Below are 16,507 nucleotides of genomic sequence, written 5' to 3'. Positions count from 1 at the left end.
ACGGTAAGCGCGACCGGGCACGTGGGGGCACTCACTGGGTGTCTCCCTAGTCAGGCGATCGCGCACGCGTCTGGCCGATGAGCGTGCGTCACACCGCCCACTTTGACGTGGGGTCGCCCGTGCGCCGGGGATGAGACGGCGAGCGTCTGGGGTCGGCGACGCGCTCAGTAGAGGCGCGCGTAGCCGTGCACCTTGGCGAGCACGACGTCCCTTCCCACGGCGAGAGCGGCAGTGTCGGGCGACAGGTCGGCGACGGCGCCAGCGTTCGCCAGTGACACACGGCCAGTCTGGCGCCCGAGCGTGCCGCGGAGACGAGCCAGTCGTTCTGCACCGAACCGCCGGGCCGCGAACTGCGACTCGGTCGCGGCCGTCTCGGTCACCAGGTCGATGATCATCGTCCGACCCTGCTCGTCCAGCACGCCGAGAACGCCGTCGACGGAGTCGATGATGCGTGGGACGACCTGGGTGGAGATGGTCCTGACAGGCTCAAGCCACCGCTGCTCCACCATCGGCACCGGAGCGTCGAATCCTGTGATGGCGCGCAGTTCGACAACCTCGTTCCGGCGGGTCAGTATGTGGGCGATGACGTCCTGGTGTGCGGTAACTCTTGAGACGACCCGTTCGGCACCGCTCTCGCTGTCCACAGCGACCACATCGACCCGCGCGTCTGCCGGGATGTCTCTGAACCGGATGTTCCAGTCGCGAACAAGGTCATCGGGACTCAGCACGCGGGGCGGATCGATCAGCCAGTCCAAGTTGAGCGGCCCCATCCCCCATCGATCACTGATCGCGAGGCAGGAGCTGAGCATCTGTGCAACGTCGTCGACACCCGGCTCGGCAGGACGTTGTGGCACCAAGCCGAGGTCGACCCAGAGCGTGCCGCAGTCAGTGGCTACATAGACCGAAGTCGGCGTGCCAGCGGCACCTTTCCCGCCGGGCGGATCGGAAAAAACCAGGGCGGTCTCGAACCATGTCGGATGCGGCATGGGCTGGACGTCCCAGGCGTCAGGCGGGTCGAAGACGACGGACCCGTAGAACACCGTGGGGCCCGTCTTGCCGGCAACTCCGAGGTCGCGCAACCAGAGCCTGGCAGGACTCCAGGCGACGTCCACACGCCGAGCACCGCAGTTGGTGTCGAGGGAGTAGGAACCTTGAGACATCCAGGCCTCCAGGCCCCGTCGCGGCGTCCCTAGATTGACATGACCGGCGCAGACCACGCCTTCGATGGTCACGTCCGCGCGCTCGAGCACGAACTCCTCGACGGGGGGCTCCAAAGACTGGCTCCCCCGTAGGTTGACCGATTCATCATCGCGGGCGATCTCCTCGAACCCGTCCTTGCTCAACGTCCCGGGCAGACGGTCGAGGACCTGCGCGTTGATCACGTCGGCAAGAACGAGCCGACCGAAGATCGGCGCGATGAAGTCGAGCAGGTACTCCAAGCCGGTCCGCGCGCTCCATGTCAGCTGGACCGTCAACTGCAGCTCACGACCGACGACCTTCGGCGTCAGGATGAGCTGCAAGTCGATAACTGCATCGACCACCGGGGTGATCGCTCGCACCGCGGCACTGGCGAAGGCGTACGGCTGCGAGGATCCCACCCACTGACCACGCGCCGGGCGTTCCAGATCGAGCTGTTCGGACAGGATGCCGCTCACGGTCTGGCCAAGCACGGACTCCAGGACCTCGGCGAACACGGCCCCGCTGACCAGTTGGCACCATTCACCACCGCCGACCCGCCCGACTACGGGTGCCTGAACCGGGTCGGCTGCCTGTGTGCCGAGCCGCACTGCGACGACGCCGTCCCCGGCGGCCATGGCACCGGCCGCGACCGTGAAGCTCTCCGGCACGGCCATCGGCACGTCGTGGGACCACACGCCCACGGCGGTGGCACGCACGGAAGGCGACCCCTGGGGGTCGTCCTTCGGCGGGATGACTACACCCACTGTCAGGGGCGGATGTAGTGCCAGCTCGTGGGTCTCGGGGCGCTGCAGACTGCCGGCCGCGCGCACCTCGTCAAGGTTGGTGTTGTATTCGACAACGACCGTGCTGGCGATACCGATATGGCCGGCCAGACCAGCGTCCTGCAATTGCAGACGGTCACACCGGACGCGCTGAAGGATGTTGCCCTCCAGGCCCGGCAGCACGAACGTGGGACCCGGAATTCGCTGTCGATTGAACTCTGTCCGCAGGAGGGCGAGAAAGGCCGACTCCTCAACCTGCACCTCAACGATTGCCATGGCCGATGCTATGGCCGGTTCGAGGCGCCCGCCATCCCGTTTTTTGGGTCTGTACGGCTATTGCGTCATGCCGCATGAAGCCGAACTGAATGGTGCATCGACACCCATGCTTCACCCTTGCCGATCCAGGTCGAGCGGATCGCTGCCGCACCGGGCGTACCAGTACTCGACACGGGTGAGTGAAGCGGCGAGTTCAAAACGCGTTGCCAACATCTGCAAGTTCTGTGAGCGCTGAGCCTTCTCGGTGCGCGTGGCTCTTTGTCTGGGTGGCCACGGCCTGCGTCTCGTCAAGTTCGATGCCATCTAGGGCATCGAGCAGATCGGTTGCTTCTTCCAGCACGTTACGAACGCGAGTCAGATCGATCATCCCTGCCAACTCCTCGGCGCTTTTCGTGTCCCGAGGCGCATGCCGGGTGTACTAACACTGCCCAGCCCCGAGTCCCTGATCAGTACTGTTCCATCCTGAACTCATCGCCCTCCAATGTCACTCGCATCTGCGGACGGCAAGGTGCTACAGATGGCACGACTGTCCCGTGGTCGAAAGATCGAACACGGCTTGGGTAAACCTCAAAGGCGGCTGACCCCATCGCACGCGTCTTTCCGCCGCCTTTGGCAGTCGCCGGCACGTTGAGGCTGGGCTTAGCACGACCTGCTGCACGACGGTTCGAGCGTGCAGCCGTGGAGCGTCGGGCTAGACACCATGCAGCCTCCGGCTCCAGAGGCCCCACTGCAGAAAGTGCCGCCTGGTCCAAGCTGCTCTGCATTTGGCGGTTCGCCTGCAACGCGTGTCGACCTCCTTCAGGATGGCGCTGGCACCCACTTGTTCAGCTCGGGAGAACCAATGAGTCCTCGTTTCAATCCCCCACCCAATTGGCCTGACCCGCCGGATGGTTGGACTCCACCACCTGGCTGGACTCCTTCCCTAGATTGGGGCCCGCTTCCCGAGGGCTGGGTGCTCTGGGTCGACGATGACAATGCCGCCGAGTCGCCGGGCTCACCGCCGACGGTGGAGCGGCCCAGCAAAGTTCCGATGTTCGGTGCAAGGAATCGGGTCAAGGAGCTTGACGCCGAGGTGCTTTCTCTGCGTGCCGAACTGGCGAAGCTGCAGGCTGACCTCCGCCGACTCGGGGCCTACGAACTGGTCGAGCTGGAGGAGAAGCGGGACGCGCTCCGTCGAGAGACGACCGAGAGCGAGCGGGCATTCCAGGCTGAGAAGGCACAACGCGAGGCGGCGCACTCCGCGCAGAAGACCGCCTTGGAAGACGAATTGGCTGCGCTCCGCTCTCAGGTCGTGGTGACGCAGGACGCCGCGATCCTCCAAGAGGTCGGCATCTATGACTACCGGCACCCGCTCACCGATGCCGCCGAGTACAGGACCAAGCTGACGCGAGTGCAGGACCAGATCAAAGCGATGGCGCGCAAGGACGGGGGCGCTATCTCCGCCACTACGAACTGGACCGTCAACAACTCGGCCGCTCAGGGCCGCAAGATGGTGGCGGACATCTCCAAGTTGATGTTGCGCGCGTACAACGCTGAAGCCGACAACATGGTTCGAGGCCTCAAGCCGTACAAGCTCGAGTCAGCAGTGGAGCGGCTCGACAAGGTTCGCACCACCATCGAGCGACTCGGCAAGTCCATGGACATTCAAGTCGCCTGGCCCTATCACCTGCTGCGGGTCCAGGAGCTTGAGTTGACGGCGGACTACCTCGCCAAGGTCGCAGCGGAGAAGGAGCTCGAGCGCGAGGAGAAGCAGCGCCTCCGCGAGGAGCGCAAAGCCCAGCAAGAGATCGAGCGAGAGAAGGAGCGCTTGGTCAAAGAGCGCCAGCACTACCTCAACGCGCTCAAGGCGCTGGAGGACAACGGCGATGTGGAGGGCGCGGGTCGCCTTCGCGACCAGCTGCGCGATGTCGACCGGGCCATCGCGGATGTGGACTACCGCGCGGCCAACATCCGCGCAGGATACGTCTATGTCATCTCGAACGTCGGCGCTTTCGGCGAGCGCATGATCAAGGTCGGCATGACCCGTCGCCTGGAGCCGATGGAACGAGTCAAGGAGCTGAGCGACGCGTCCGTCCCCTTCAACTTCGACGTCCACGCTCTGTTCTTCGCCGACGATGCTGTCGGCATCGAAAGCGCCATGCACGCCCGCCTAGCCGATCGACGCGTGAACCGAGTCAACCTCCGTCGAGAGTTCTTCTACGCCACCCCGGCCGAGGCTCGGGCCCTTCTCTTGGAGCTGGCTGGTGATCTGCTGCAGTTCGAGGAACTGCCGGAGGCATTGGAGTTCCGACAGAGCACGAGTGCAGCTGCGGCCACGACTTAGTCCCTCCCGGCGGCCATAGGCGCTGGTCTCGGCCTCTCTCACGCATCCAATTGCTACGCGCACTGGTGGCACAGCCGCGCGGCCACCAGCCAGGAGTTGTTGATGACCAAGTTCCAACCGTATTCACGGCGCGAGTTCCAGCGCCGATTCGTCGTGTGGGCAAAGCGAAACACAACGCTGCTCGTCATCGTCACGTGCGGCATGGTCGGGATCGTCTCATTCGTGACTTGGGTCATCGCGTTCTGGCTTCCGACGACTGCATTCACGTGGTGGCTGCTCGGGATCGTTCAGGCATCCATGGTGGGCATCTACCTGCACCTGTTGCATGCGGCCTTTCTCGCCCACGACGGGGAGGCCATCTGGCACCTCCGGGGAGCTTGGGGCGAGGACAACACCCGTAGCGAGCTGCAGCGCGCCAAGCGCAAACAACTCATCTGGGGTTGGATTGACAGCATCAATCTTCTGGCTGGGGACCTGGACCATCTCGTCGTCACCCGCAACGGCGGCCTCGTTGCAATCGACTCGAAGTGGCGGAATCGAGCGAGCGACACCGCCGACATGGCACGAGCCGCCAGCAAAGCCAAGCTGCGGGCAGAGGCACTGACTCGAACCCTGTGGAAGCGGGACAAGGGAGCCCATCGGGCGCGGGTCGACTCCCTTCCGGTTACGTCCATCGTCGTGCTTTGGGGCGCCGCACAACATGGCGTTCCTGACGGCGCAACAGTGAACGGCATCGAGTTCATCGCTGGAAGACGCCTGATTGCCTGGCTCTCGAAGCTCGAGGACCAGCCGGTCACCAGAGCGGCAGCGGCGGAGATCGTCGAGCGCCTTGAAGGCTACCGCGCTGCGACATGGGACCCGACGAAGGCTGTGAGCCGCTGAAGCACACTCACATCTCCAACGACGCCCGTCTCCACCGATCCACGATGTGGAGCGGGCTGGAACCATCGCTCATCTGGTGAGTGCGTCATTCCGCCGCAAGGCGGTCGCACGCAATGGCGCCAGGCCGGCGGCAAGCGCTCGCCACATGAGCAGCCGTGTGGTCGCGAGATTGACGCGCGCCGAGACCCGAGATTGGGCTTTTGAGAGTTCGCCGACATCGTCGCGAGCGGCCGTTAGACCTGGGCGATAATTTGCCGTCGCTGTTCGGTGAACTCCGCCTCGGAGATCGCTCCCGCCGCCCTCAACGCCTCGAGGTTGTTCAGCCAGGCCCGCACAGCGCCCGGGCTCGCGGGTGAGGTCGACGCTGCTTCCACCCGCACCGTGGGGATGGCCGGCAGCTTTCTGGCCGTCAGGAGGGTCGGGACACTCAACAGGGGGACGCCCAAGCTGGAGTAGAACGCTACGGCCCACAGCCTTCGTGCAGACCCCGCCTGGTTGGAGTCATAGGCTGCCCCGACGGAGCTCTCGCCCTTCATGTCCGCCACAAACCAGTCGCCCTGGGCATCCCAGTACCGCTGCTCCGCGAAGTACGAGCCGATAAAGGTGCCGACGGCGAGGAGCAAGCCACCGATCAGCATTGTCAGGCCAATGCGGCGCACGAGAATCTTCACGCGAGTCCTTTCGGCTCGGTCTTCAGCGGCATGAGGGAGTCCGCAGGGCCGATGTCCGCAGGCGAATCGAAACGGAGGAGTTCGCCCTACGCGGCGGTCGGAAGTAGTTGCTAGGTGCGCGCACGTCGCTGCGCGTCATTCGGGGGCGCCGCTTGAGCCTGGGCTGGCCCAACATGCAACGCTTGCGCATGATCTCGCTCTGGATCGCCGTCATTGGCATCCTCGGAACATTGTCTGCGTCAGTCGCAACCCAGTGGCTACAGACTCGAGCCGCTGACCGCCGAAGTCTGGCGGAGGAGCATCGGCGCATCAGCGATCTTCGCAGGGAGGCGCTCGCCGAGTTCGCGGACACGCTCATGTCCTATCGGAGGGCTCAGCTCCACAATTGGCACGAAGCCAGGGCTCAAGGCGTCGACGCGGACCAAACCGCTGTGGCTGCCGAACTTCGTGAACTCCGAGCGCGTGCGTGGAGCGCTATGTACCGGGTCCAACTGTTATGGCGGGAGAAGGCAGTCGTTGCGGGGGCGGCAGGGCTGGTCGACGCCGTGACGAAACTGAAAGCGCTTGAGGACAAGCACGCGCTCGGAAAGTCTGCAGACCAAGTGCGAGAAGATCTTTCGGCCCTAATGGACAGAGCGCGGGAGGAGTCGCTGCTGGGCTCGGTCAAGTAGCGCCCATAGGGCGTCCTCAAACCGCACTTCAGGGCGCGTCAATCCGCCGCGACACGGCGCCGACCCGCGGTCTACGGACCAGGCTCTCGCGCCACGAGTCAGCGAGTCATTTCGTCCTCGCGGCCCTGCGCGTGTGAGAGCAGGCCGAAGTCGAGAAGCACAGCGACCGCGACACCATTCGCGTCGAACCCCTCCCACGCCGGGTGCAGTTCCTTGCCACACAAGAACGCCGCCGCCAACGTCCGTCCATCGGCCTCAATCGAAACGATCGACTCTTCAAGCGCCCGATTGAAGATGCTCTGCATGTACAGGTCGTCCTCGAAGAGCGGCTGGAGGGCGGCCGCGTCGGTGATCTCATAGAACGCTCCGAGCGAGGAGTCGGAGTCGAGCTGAAACTGGCCATCGTCGGCGAGCGGCTGCCACGCGGCCACATCCGCGACCGCGCCGACCGTGGCGGCCACCGGCAACACCTCGCCGGTGCCGGTCTCGGCGCGGGTGCGCGTGATCACGGTGACCGCCGTCGGGTAGTCCTTCACACCCATACCGATCGCGGGGGTTGCGGGCGCGGCCTCTGGGAACCAGGGGTCGGCGATGGCGAGTGCTCCCCACTTCGTCGACAGCGTGGGCCCGGCCTTCGACGTCAGGGTCACGGTCTCCCGCTGGTAACGGCGGTTCTTCGGGAAGACGTACCTGGCGCCGAGCTCCACGAGGTCTTGTGGCTCCACGATGATTCCGCCAGGCACGTCAGGCTGTTCGAGGCTCTCCTTCAGCCGCTCCATCACCACGGCCCGCTCAGCACGCGGCAAGGCAAGGACTGCCTCGATGATGTCGTAGATCTTCCGGCTCATCCGTCGAACGCTAGCGGCGAGTGAAGAGGCCTACTCAGATATGCGTCTTTCCGCCGCCAGCCGGACGCATCCGAACCGCACCGATCTGCGCACGGATCCTGGCGGAGCGGCCCTGCCTGACCCAGCTGTCAACGATGTGACCATCGCCTCCTGTCCACCGGCCGGGCCGGAGGCACAATCACCGCAAGATGGCACCGGCGTCGCTCGCGGACACCTGTCCGGATGCGGGCGACCAACCGCGGGGACAGCGATGAGACAGGCGAACCGAGCGGCACGCCGGACGGCGGATCCACTTCGGAGGGCCCGTGCACACACCCCTGACCGGCGCCAGCGGCCCACCGCACTCGTCACCCCATCGGAGTCCGCCAGCCGGGCCCGGCGGCTTGGCCGGGTCGCGGGCGCGGCCACCATCGCGTTCGGCCTGGTCGCCGCCACCGGCCTGGTCGCCACCACCGTCGCGGCCGGCACAAGGAGGCCCTCCCGCGGGGCGCCCGCCGCCACGGTCCCGGCAACGGCCCCGGCCCCGGCCACGGACCCCACGGCGGTTCCTGCGGCGGTCGGAGACCCGACGCCGACCACCCCACCACAGCCCGCCGGGTCGCCTGGGGTACGCGTGGTGCACCGGTCGAAGTTCCGCGCCGCCGGCAGAGTGACCGCGCCGCCGAAGGTTCGGATGCGCGCCTGGGCGATCGCCGACATGGATACCGGCGTTCTGCTGGCCGTGCACCACCACCGCCGCTGGCTGCCGCAGGCGTCCACGATCAAGCTCCTCACCGCGGTCACCGCCGCCGACCGTGTCCCCGCAATGCCGCAGCACCGGATCACCCGCGCCGAGGCGCACCCGCAGTTCTGCACCTGCGCCGGTCTGCGCGTGGGGCGACGGTACTCGCGCGCTGCGTCGCTCACCGGCCTGCTGCTGCCGTCGGGCAATGACGCCGCGGAGGCGCTCGCCGGCTCCGACCCACACGGACACGCCGCGTTCATCCGCGCGATGAACGCCACCGCCCGCCGGCTCGGGGCGACCGACACCCACGCGGTCACCCCGTCCGGTCTGACCGCCGCCGGCGCGCATTCCTCGGCTCGCGACCTGTTGGTCCTTCTGCGCGCCGCCCAGGCGAATCGGGTCGTCGCGCCGTTCCTGCACAAGGCGTCGGGGCCCGTCGGGCCGCTGCACGGCCCCAGCCACGTGGTGTACCGCGCCACCGACTACATCAACATCTATCCGACCGCAGAGGGCAAGTCCGGCTACACCACACCCGCGCTCAACACGCTCGTGGTGGAAACCCCGATGTACACCCCGGCCGGCCGCATGCACCGGATCGGGGTCGCCACCCTCGGCTCACCGAGTGGCTACTCCACCTCCGGCACCCGAGCCCTCACCGTCTGGGCCGCCCACAACTACGATCGGCTCCGCCGGGTCGGGCAGCTGCCCCACCTCCCCCGGAACGCGCGAGGTGGCCATGCCTCTCCGGACCCAACACTCGGTGTCAGGTAGCCCGCTCCGGGCGGACAACTAGCGGTGCCCCCGTCGGGCCCAAGGACCCTTGATCCGGACCCGGTCGACACCCAAGTCTTGAACCTGATCATGCGGTTCAGCAGCCACACGGGGGACCGCAGACGCCGGGGTCGCAGAAGCGGGGGATCGCATGTCTCACGAAGCCGCGGGATCGAGGACGACGACTCCCGTCTCGAGTCGACACACCAACGCAGAAGAGCCCCCCGCGGGCTCTTTCCCGGAGCCGATACCTGTCAGCCCGGTGCCGCTCGAGCGGCTGTTGTCCATCGCTGCCCTGACGCCGGGGCAGGCGTGCCTCGTGGCCGTTCAGCTGCTCCATGGCACCCACCGCCTGGAGGCCGACGACCCGCCGACCGCGGGCGCCGGTCTCGGCCCCGTGACACTGACCACGTGCGGGACGCTCGACGTGGGGCGGCCGGGCGGTCACCCGGGCACCACCGCGGACGAGCTACTCGGGCAGGTGCTGCGCAACGCCCGCCGGCTCCCGACGCATCCCAAGCCCGAGCAGCTCGCGCTGCTGCACCGGCTCGAGGACGCTGCCGCGGCCTCATCGCTGGGGGCGGACGTTCGCGCGCACATGCTCCAGACCGCTGTGGCTGACACCTTGGGCCCCGGCGCGGGTGAGCGGCTCACCGGGCAGCTCGGGCAACTGGTCGAGGCGTGCGCCCACCTTGCCGGTGCCGCCCGCCCCGCGGTGCCCGACGTACACCGCCAGGTGGGCCCGGCCAGCGCTGCCGGGCCCGTTCCGGGTGGCGCACCGGCGGCATCCGGCTCGCCGCTGCCCTCGGCCCGACGGGGGGCGCCGGCGCGACCAGCCTCGAGCCGTCACTCGCGGCGGGGTCGGGCGCGGGTCTCCCGCCGCCGGAGGGCGCTTGGCGTGCTGATCATGGTGGCGGTGCTCGCCGCCGGCGCCGGGTACGCGATGTTGCGCGGCCCCGGCGGCGATGTCATGGCCGCGCTCGGCCTCGGCGGCGGGACGGCCGTAGCGGCCAGGAACCACGCCGAACACCCCTCGAAGCAGCCCTCGGGGCACCCACACGCGCAAGAGCGCAGGGCGGTCCCCGTCCTCGCGGCCCGGCACACCGGCGCGGTCACAGGCGTCGTCCTGCACAGGACGGGCGCCTGCAGGCCCGGCGCCCTCTGCCCCGTCAAGGTCACCGTGCACCTCCGACCGTCCGCGACCAGCCGGACGGTCAGCTGGAAGATCGGCGCGGTACGCCTGTGCAAGCGCGGCCTGTCGTGGTCGCCCCCGACCACGGTGACGGCCCGGCCCGGTTGGACCAGCGTGTACGCGACCTCGGTGGCGCGGGCGCCCACGGGCCGTTCCCTGGCGCTCGTCGCGCTCACGACCGCACCGGCCCGGGCCCAGTCCCGACCGGTCCCCGTCACCGGCTCCGGACTGCACTGCTAGCCCGCCATGCTCAGCATCGAACGGGGACTGCTGGGCGCGCACCGGTCAGGCACGAGTCCTGGCAGGCCGGTGCAGCTACCCGCGGCCGCCCGGCTGGATCCCCTGGCGATCGGCGCCGTGCTCGTCCTGGCCGGCCTGGGGCTGGCCAACCTGGCCGCGCTCGGTGACCGCTCGGTGATGCAACACCAGTTGTACCTCGACGCGGCCGGCGTCGCGCTCCTCATCGTGCTGCTGCGCTGGCGCACCGCCGGGCTGCGCTGGTTGAGCTGGACCTCCTACGTGGCCAGCCTGCTGCTGCTCGTCGCGGTCGACGTGGGCGGCCTCACCGTCAACGGGGCCCGCCGGTGGCTCACGTTCGGGTCCTTCACGGTGCAGCCGTCCGAGCTCGCCAAGATCGGTCTGGTCCTGGCGCTCGCGCAGGTGCTGGGCAGCAACCATTCCTGGCCGCGGCGGCTCGCGGTGGCCACCGCCGTCGCCGCGCTGCCCATCGCCCTGGTGGTGACCGAGCCGGACCTCTCGACCTCGGCGGTACTGTGCGCATTGACCATCGCGATGCTCGTGCTGGGCCGGATTCCGCTGGTGGTCCTGGCGGCCTTCCTCGGCGTCGTCGCGGTCGTGCTGCCGTTCGGCGAGGCGCTGCTGCACCCCTACCAGCAGGAGCGGCTGGACGCCTTCCTCAGCGGCTCGACCGACGCCAACGGCCCCGGCTGGGCGATCCAGCAGATGCACATAGCCCTCGCCTGGGGCGGCCTGACCGGTGGCGCGGGAGACCCGCTGCACCGGCTGGTCGCGCTCTACCTTCCCAACCGGGAGACCGACCTGGCCTTCGCCAGCCTGGTCGAGCAGCGCGGCGTGCTCGCCGGTTCCGTCGCGGTGCTCGCCGTCGCCGTGCTCGTGTGGCGCCTCGTCGCTGCCAGCCGACACACCCGGAACCGTCCGGCGTCCCTGGCTGCTGCCGGCTTCGCCGCGCTGGTGAGCGTCGAGGTGGCGGTCTCCGTCGCCGGCAACCTCGGTCTGGTCCCCACTGCGGGAGTGCCGTTCCCCATGCTGAGCTACGGCGGCACCGCGGCCACCGTGCACATCGCGACGGTGGGGCTCGTGCTCGCGCTGCGCGCCGACGGGGAGACCCACCGCCTGTGGATGCACCACCGGCTGGACGGCCTCCGACCGCGGCTGCTGCGCACCAGCGCGCTCCTGGTCACCGGTGCGCTGCTCGCCATGCTCGTCTCCATCTGGCAGCTGCAGAGCGCCCAGGGGCCGGGGCTGCGCGCGACCGCGCTCAGCCAGATGGAGCGGTGCACGCGGGTGCCGGCAGCCCGCGGGGACATCACGGACCGGCACGGGCACCCGCTCGCCGTGGACGTCCGGCGCGCCCGGGTGACGGCCGTGCCCGCGCTGGTGCCACCGCACCAGGTGCGCACGCTGGCGGCGCTCACCGCGAGACCCGTCGCCGAACTGCGCCGGCAGCTGCGCCGGCACCAGAAGAGCCTGGGCCTGACCGTCGCCCAGCTGCCGCCGGCGGCCGGTCGGCGGGTCCGTCAGGCACACCTGACCGGCGTGTACGTCGTCCCCGACACCCACCGCCGCTACCCTCAGGCAGCCTCGCTCGCGCCGATCCTCGGCTGGACGGGAGTGGCCACGGCCGTCGAGATGAAGCGCTGGCCCGACCTGCCCCTGGGCGCCCTCGTGGGCCGCGCCGGGCTCGAGCAGTTCTACGACCCGCTGCTGCGCGGCACGGACGGCCGCCAGTGCGTCTACGTCACCCCCGCAGGGACCCCGGTGACGCTGGGGCCCTACACCCCGCCGCGGCGCGGCAGCACCGTGCGGCTCACCCTCGACCTGGGACTCCAGCGCAAGCTCACGGACGCGCTCGCCGCGGTTCTCCTGGGCGTGCCCGGCCAACCCCGCGGCGACCTCGGCGGCTCGGTCGTCCTCGACCCCCGCAACGGCCAGGTGCTGGCGATGGCCAGCCTGCCCACCTACGACAACCGGGTTTTCGGTCCACCGGTCCACAGCCCCGCCCTCACCCGCCTGGCGCGGCGCCCGGCCAGCCCGATGCTCGAGCACGTGACGCAGGCGGCCGCGCCACCGGGATCGACGTTCAAGCTCGTGGTGGCCGCTGCGAACATGCGGCGGGGACTGATCTCGCCGTACCGACTGTTGCCCGGCGGCGGCTCCTGGACGCTGGGCGACCACACCTTCGGCAACTGGATGACGCTGCCCGCGCAGAACCTGCCGCAGGCGATCTCGTGGTCCAACGACGTGTACTTCTACCAGCTGGCCTGGGCCCTCGGCCCGACCCCGATCATCCGCACCGCGCGGAGCCTGGGCGTAGGCCGGCCCACCGGCATCGACCTGCCCGGCGAGTCCGGCGGCTACCTCGGGACCCCGAGATCGGTCCGTGCCAGCGGCGGCACGTGGTACCCCGGCTCGACGGTGATCCTCGGGATCGGCCAGGGCTACCTCACCGTGACCCCGCTGCAGGATGCACTCTGGACCGGCGGAGTGGCCACTGGCGCGGTGGCCAGGCCGCACCTGGGCCTGGCCTACGGCGGCCCCGCGCACACGTACACCGCGCTGCGGTGGCCGCGCCCACGACGGCTGCCGTACGCCGACAAGCTCGGGCCGGTGCGCGCCGGCATGGCGTTGGCCGCGACGTCCGGGACTGCCAGCATCCTGAACGCGCTGCCGGTGAAGGCCGCGGCCAAGACCGGGTCCGCCGAGGACCCGTCGGCGCCCAACGGTGCTCCGGACTCGTGGTTCACCGCAGCCGCCCCGCTCTCCCACCCGCGGATGGTCGCGACGTCGTTCGTACGGGGTGGCGGTCACGGCGTCAGCACCTCGGGGGCCGTGGTGCTGCCGGTGATGCAGTACTTCTTCGCCCACGAGCGAGAGATCCTCAGGACCGGATCGTTGACCACGCACCGCTGATCGGCGGGCGGCACCACGCTGCGGGCGGCGGCGGCGCCCGCAGCGGTGGGTCAGCCAGCGTCGAGGAAGGCGTCCTCGTAGGCGCGGACCACGTCAGGGTCCTTCAGGCAGCGCGCGGCGCCCTCAGCCACACAACTCAACGGCCGGTCCGCCATCCGCACCGGGAAGGCGAACGCGGCCTCCACGATCTTGCCGAAGCCGCGCAGCAGGCTCGACCCGCCGAACACCGTGACGCCGTCGGTGAGGATGTCGTCGGCCGCTTGGGGCGGCAGGTCGTCGAGCGCCCCGGCGAGGGCGGCCAGGATCGCGTTGGCGGTCGGCCGCAGCGCGTCGAGCACCTCCTCTGACTCCACGGTGAGCAGCCGGGCCCGCCCGGTGGCGAGATCGACACCCTGCACCACCGTGGACAACCCCTCGTCGGCGTCGATGGCGCACTTGAGGGCCTCGGCAGTCTGCTCTCCCACCAGCAGCTGGTGCTCGGAGCGGAGATAGCGATACAGCGCAAGAGTCAGCTCATCGCCGGCGATGCGCGAGGAGCGGTGCGAGAGCAGGCCGCCGAAGCAGAACGCGGTGATCTCCGACGTACCGCCGCCGATGTCGAGGACCATGTGGGCTCGCGCTTCCAGGGGGTCGAGGCCGCAGCCGACGGCCCCCGCGATCGGCTCTGGCACCAGCTCTGCCTTGCGGATGCCGGCCTCCTTGGCCACCTCGAGGAGGGCCCGTCGCTCAAGCGCGGTCGCGCCGGCCGGCACCCCGATAACCGCCCGCGGGCGGACCCGTTGCCAGCCGGGCGCGGCGACCCTGCCCAGCATGACGGCCACGAACGCGCGGGCCGCCTCGAGGTCGACGATGACGCCGTCGTGGAGCGGGCGCACGGCGGTCAGCCCGACCGGGGAGCGCCCCATCAGGACGCGAGCCTCGTTGCCCGCCAGTACCGGCCGGACGCGCCGAGACCGGAGCTCGGAGGTTCTCACGATCATCACCGAGGGTTCCTCGAGCACCACGCCGCGGCGCGGGTGGCACACCACTGTGTTGGCGGTGCCGAGGTCGATGCCGAAACCTGTCATGCGTGGCCCCCTGGATAGACATCCGAGAGCAGCCAAGGTACGCCGATGCCCCGCCACATTCATCGGGTCGTTAGGCCTTTGACGCCGTGTGCCGGGGCCGGGCACGAACCGGTCCAGCTGCGTGTCGGGCCCCACCCCGTGGGTGAACACCTCCCGGCCCGAGATGACGAACTCCGGGTTGCAGCGCCCGTCGGCAGCTTGGACGTACAAGAACCCGGACGGCACGCTGGTCTGGAACTGCACCGTCTCGTAGGGCCGATGGACGCACGCCGCGCAGCCGCTCCAGGATCTTGGACCCCTTGGACCCCTGGGCAGTTGGGGCGTTCCGCCACGTCTCCGGCGCCCGTAACCTGCGTCTTTCCGCCGGGTCAGGCCGTCCTCGCTGCACAAGGGGACTTCCACGGTGTGATCGCCCATGAATCGAATCCTCGATCCGCACGCCACCCGCAACATGGCCGGCGGCATGTTCGAGCAGGACTGCGACGTGTGGGACGCCGCCGGTCGCCTGGTCGCCCAGAGCCGCCAGCCCGCCCGCCAGCCACGCTGACCCGGATGCTCAGGCACTCACCCGCGGCTGGATGTTCTGGTTGCCGGCGAAGATGTTCCCCGGGTCGTACTCCGCCTTGATCGCGGCCAGCCGGTCGAGCTTGGCCCCGAACGCAGCGCTGATCCGCTCGCTGCCCTCGTCGCCGATGAAGTTCAGGTACACCCCACCTGTGGTGTATGGCGCGTTGGCGGCGCGGTAGTCCTTCACCCACGCGATGTTGGCCGCGTCGTCGGCGGCGTCCTCCCAGGTGGCGAACGGGTGAGTCACCCAGCGGGCGTGGCGCTGGGCCAGCGGGGTGCTGTCCTCGTCGATGTCGCTGAGCACGCCGCCCCAGGGCAGGAGCAGGTGCTGGGTGATCGGCGAGGCGCGGTTCGCGCCGGCCTCGAGGTAGAGCTCGAGGGCCTCGTCGGGGAAGGTGTCGTGGTAGTCCGCGCTCCAGTACTGCCGCAGGCCCGGGGGGTCGTCGATCATCGACTGGAGCTCGGCGTAGGGCATCGGCCCGACGACGTCGAGGTCAGGCTCGAAGAACCGCAGCGGCTGGAGGAAGTCCGTTCCCTCGGCGATGTCCCCCGACCACATCACGGCGATGGCGACCATCGGCTGGTTCTGCAGGTGCGGCGGGATGAACTCCTCCGGGGGGCCTGACAGCAGCACCAGGCCGGAGCCGAGCTCGTCGGGGGCCACGTCGGCCCAGTCGCGGTAGGCGCGGGAGATCTGGGCCGCGGCGTCCCCCGGCCAGGCCATCAGCCCGCCGAGGATCGTGGGCCCGACGGGGTGCAGAGCGAACTCGAGCGCGGTGACGACGCCGAAGTTGCCGCCGCCGCCCTTGCTGGCCCACAGCAGGTCCTGGTGCTGGGAGTCGTCGGCGCGGAGCTCTCGCCCGTCGGCGGTCACCATCTCGACGGCCACGAGGTTGTCGCACGCGAGGCCGTGCTTGCGCTCCAGCCAGCCCGACCCGCCGCCAAGGGTCAGCCCGGCGACGCCGGTGGTGGAGACCCGGCCGCCCGTCGTGGCGAGCCCGTGCCGCTGGGCGGCGGCGTCGAACTCCGCCCACGTGCAACCACCGGCCACGCGGGCCCGCCGCCGTTGCGGATCGATCTCCACGCCCTTCATGGCGCGCAGGTCGATGACGAGGCCGTTGTCGTTGGTGGACTGCCCGGCAACGGAGTGGCCGCCCGAGCGGATGGCGACCTCGAGCCCCTCCCGGCGCGCGCGGTCCAGGGCCGACTTGACGTCGGCGGTGGTCTCACAGCTACCGATGAGCCGCGGTCGCTTGTCGATCATTGAGTTGAACAGGGCACGCTGCTCGTCGTAGCTGGCGTCCCCGGGGCCGATCCACTGCATCTCCCTCTCCCTCCTCGGGCGCCCCCTCTCAACCCTGCGCCCGCCCCGGCGGGCAGGCA

At 69.4% G+C, this 16,507-nt stretch carries 13 protein-coding genes; 7 read left to right on the top strand and 6 right to left on the bottom strand.

Annotated elements, in window-relative coordinates:
• Positions 1-164: 164 nt before the first annotated feature.
• Positions 165-2,237 carry a hypothetical protein gene (locus tag ABD268_RS15600; protein WP_344154121.1) on the bottom strand — a complete coding sequence of 691 codons (2,073 nt, stop codon included), beginning with the start codon at positions 2,235-2,237 and terminating at the stop codon, positions 165-167.
• 193 nt (positions 2,238-2,430) lie between these two features.
• Positions 2,431-2,604, bottom strand: a complete 174-nt coding sequence (locus tag ABD268_RS15595; protein ID WP_344154119.1) for a hypothetical protein — start codon at positions 2,602-2,604, stop codon at positions 2,431-2,433.
• Between the two features lie 585 nt (positions 2,605-3,189).
• Between ABD268_RS15595 and ABD268_RS15590 the strand changes: the two genes are divergently transcribed.
• Entirely contained in the window at positions 3,190-4,560 is a 1,371-nt protein-coding gene (locus ABD268_RS15590; protein WP_344154117.1) for an SNIPE associated domain-containing protein, read from the top strand.
• A gap of 102 nt (positions 4,561-4,662) precedes the next feature.
• Entirely contained in the window at positions 4,663-5,442 is a 780-nt protein-coding gene (locus ABD268_RS15585; protein WP_344154115.1) for a hypothetical protein, read from the top strand.
• A gap of 233 nt (positions 5,443-5,675) precedes the next feature.
• On the opposite strand, the gene ABD268_RS15580 is transcribed toward ABD268_RS15585, so the two are convergent.
• A complete protein-coding gene (locus tag ABD268_RS15580) occupies positions 5,676-6,113 on the bottom strand; it encodes an SHOCT domain-containing protein (protein ID WP_344154112.1) in 438 nt (145 codons plus the stop codon).
• A gap of 188 nt (positions 6,114-6,301) precedes the next feature.
• On the opposite strand from ABD268_RS15580, the gene ABD268_RS15575 reads away from it, so the two are divergent.
• Positions 6,302-6,784, top strand: a complete 483-nt coding sequence (locus tag ABD268_RS15575; RefSeq protein ID WP_344154109.1) for a hypothetical protein — start codon at positions 6,302-6,304, stop codon at positions 6,782-6,784.
• A 98-nt stretch (positions 6,785-6,882) separates the two neighbouring features.
• On the opposite strand, the gene ABD268_RS15570 is transcribed toward ABD268_RS15575, so the two are convergent.
• A complete protein-coding gene (locus tag ABD268_RS15570) occupies positions 6,883-7,632 on the bottom strand; it encodes a hypothetical protein (protein ID WP_344154106.1) in 750 nt (249 codons plus the stop codon).
• Positions 7,633-7,672: 40 nt separating this feature from the next.
• On the opposite strand from ABD268_RS15570, the gene ABD268_RS15565 reads away from it, so the two are divergent.
• The 3 genes from ABD268_RS15565 to ABD268_RS15555 all read left to right on the top strand — a co-directional run bounded on the left by ABD268_RS15565 (position 7,673) and on the right by ABD268_RS15555 (position 13,490).
• The gene (locus tag ABD268_RS15565; RefSeq protein WP_344154103.1) at positions 7,673-9,127 is read left to right on the top strand and encodes a D-alanyl-D-alanine carboxypeptidase family protein; all 1,455 of its coding nucleotides are present in this window, start codon (positions 7,673-7,675) and stop codon (positions 9,125-9,127) included.
• A 319-nt stretch (positions 9,128-9,446) separates the two neighbouring features.
• Complete coding sequence (locus ABD268_RS15560; RefSeq protein WP_344154101.1) at positions 9,447-10,559, top strand: hypothetical protein; 1,113 nt, start codon at positions 9,447-9,449, stop codon at positions 10,557-10,559.
• Between the two features lie 69 nt (positions 10,560-10,628).
• Complete coding sequence (locus tag ABD268_RS15555; protein WP_344154099.1) at positions 10,629-13,490, top strand: FtsW/RodA/SpoVE family cell cycle protein; 2,862 nt, start codon at positions 10,629-10,631, stop codon at positions 13,488-13,490.
• A 50-nt stretch (positions 13,491-13,540) separates the two neighbouring features.
• On the opposite strand, the gene ABD268_RS15550 is transcribed toward ABD268_RS15555, so the two are convergent.
• Positions 13,541-14,800: a rod shape-determining protein gene (locus ABD268_RS15550; protein ID WP_344154096.1), complete on the bottom strand. Its 1,260-nt coding sequence runs from the start codon at positions 14,798-14,800 to the stop codon at positions 13,541-13,543.
• 172 nt (positions 14,801-14,972) lie between these two features.
• On the opposite strand from ABD268_RS15550, the gene ABD268_RS15545 reads away from it, so the two are divergent.
• A complete protein-coding gene (locus tag ABD268_RS15545; protein ID WP_344154093.1) occupies positions 14,973-15,104 on the top strand; it encodes a hypothetical protein in 132 nt (43 codons plus the stop codon).
• A gap of 9 nt (positions 15,105-15,113) precedes the next feature.
• On the opposite strand, the gene ABD268_RS15540 is transcribed toward ABD268_RS15545, so the two are convergent.
• The gene (locus tag ABD268_RS15540; RefSeq protein WP_344154090.1) at positions 15,114-16,448 is read right to left on the bottom strand and encodes an FAD-binding oxidoreductase; all 1,335 of its coding nucleotides are present in this window, start codon (positions 16,446-16,448) and stop codon (positions 15,114-15,116) included.
• Positions 16,449-16,507 lie beyond the last annotated feature (59 nt).

It is taken from the genome of Nocardioides koreensis (assembly GCF_039531775.1).
In the GTDB taxonomy this organism is placed as follows: domain Bacteria; phylum Actinomycetota; class Actinomycetes; order Propionibacteriales; family Nocardioidaceae; genus Nocardioides; species Nocardioides koreensis.
This window is presented reverse-complemented; position numbering and strand designations above follow the sequence as displayed.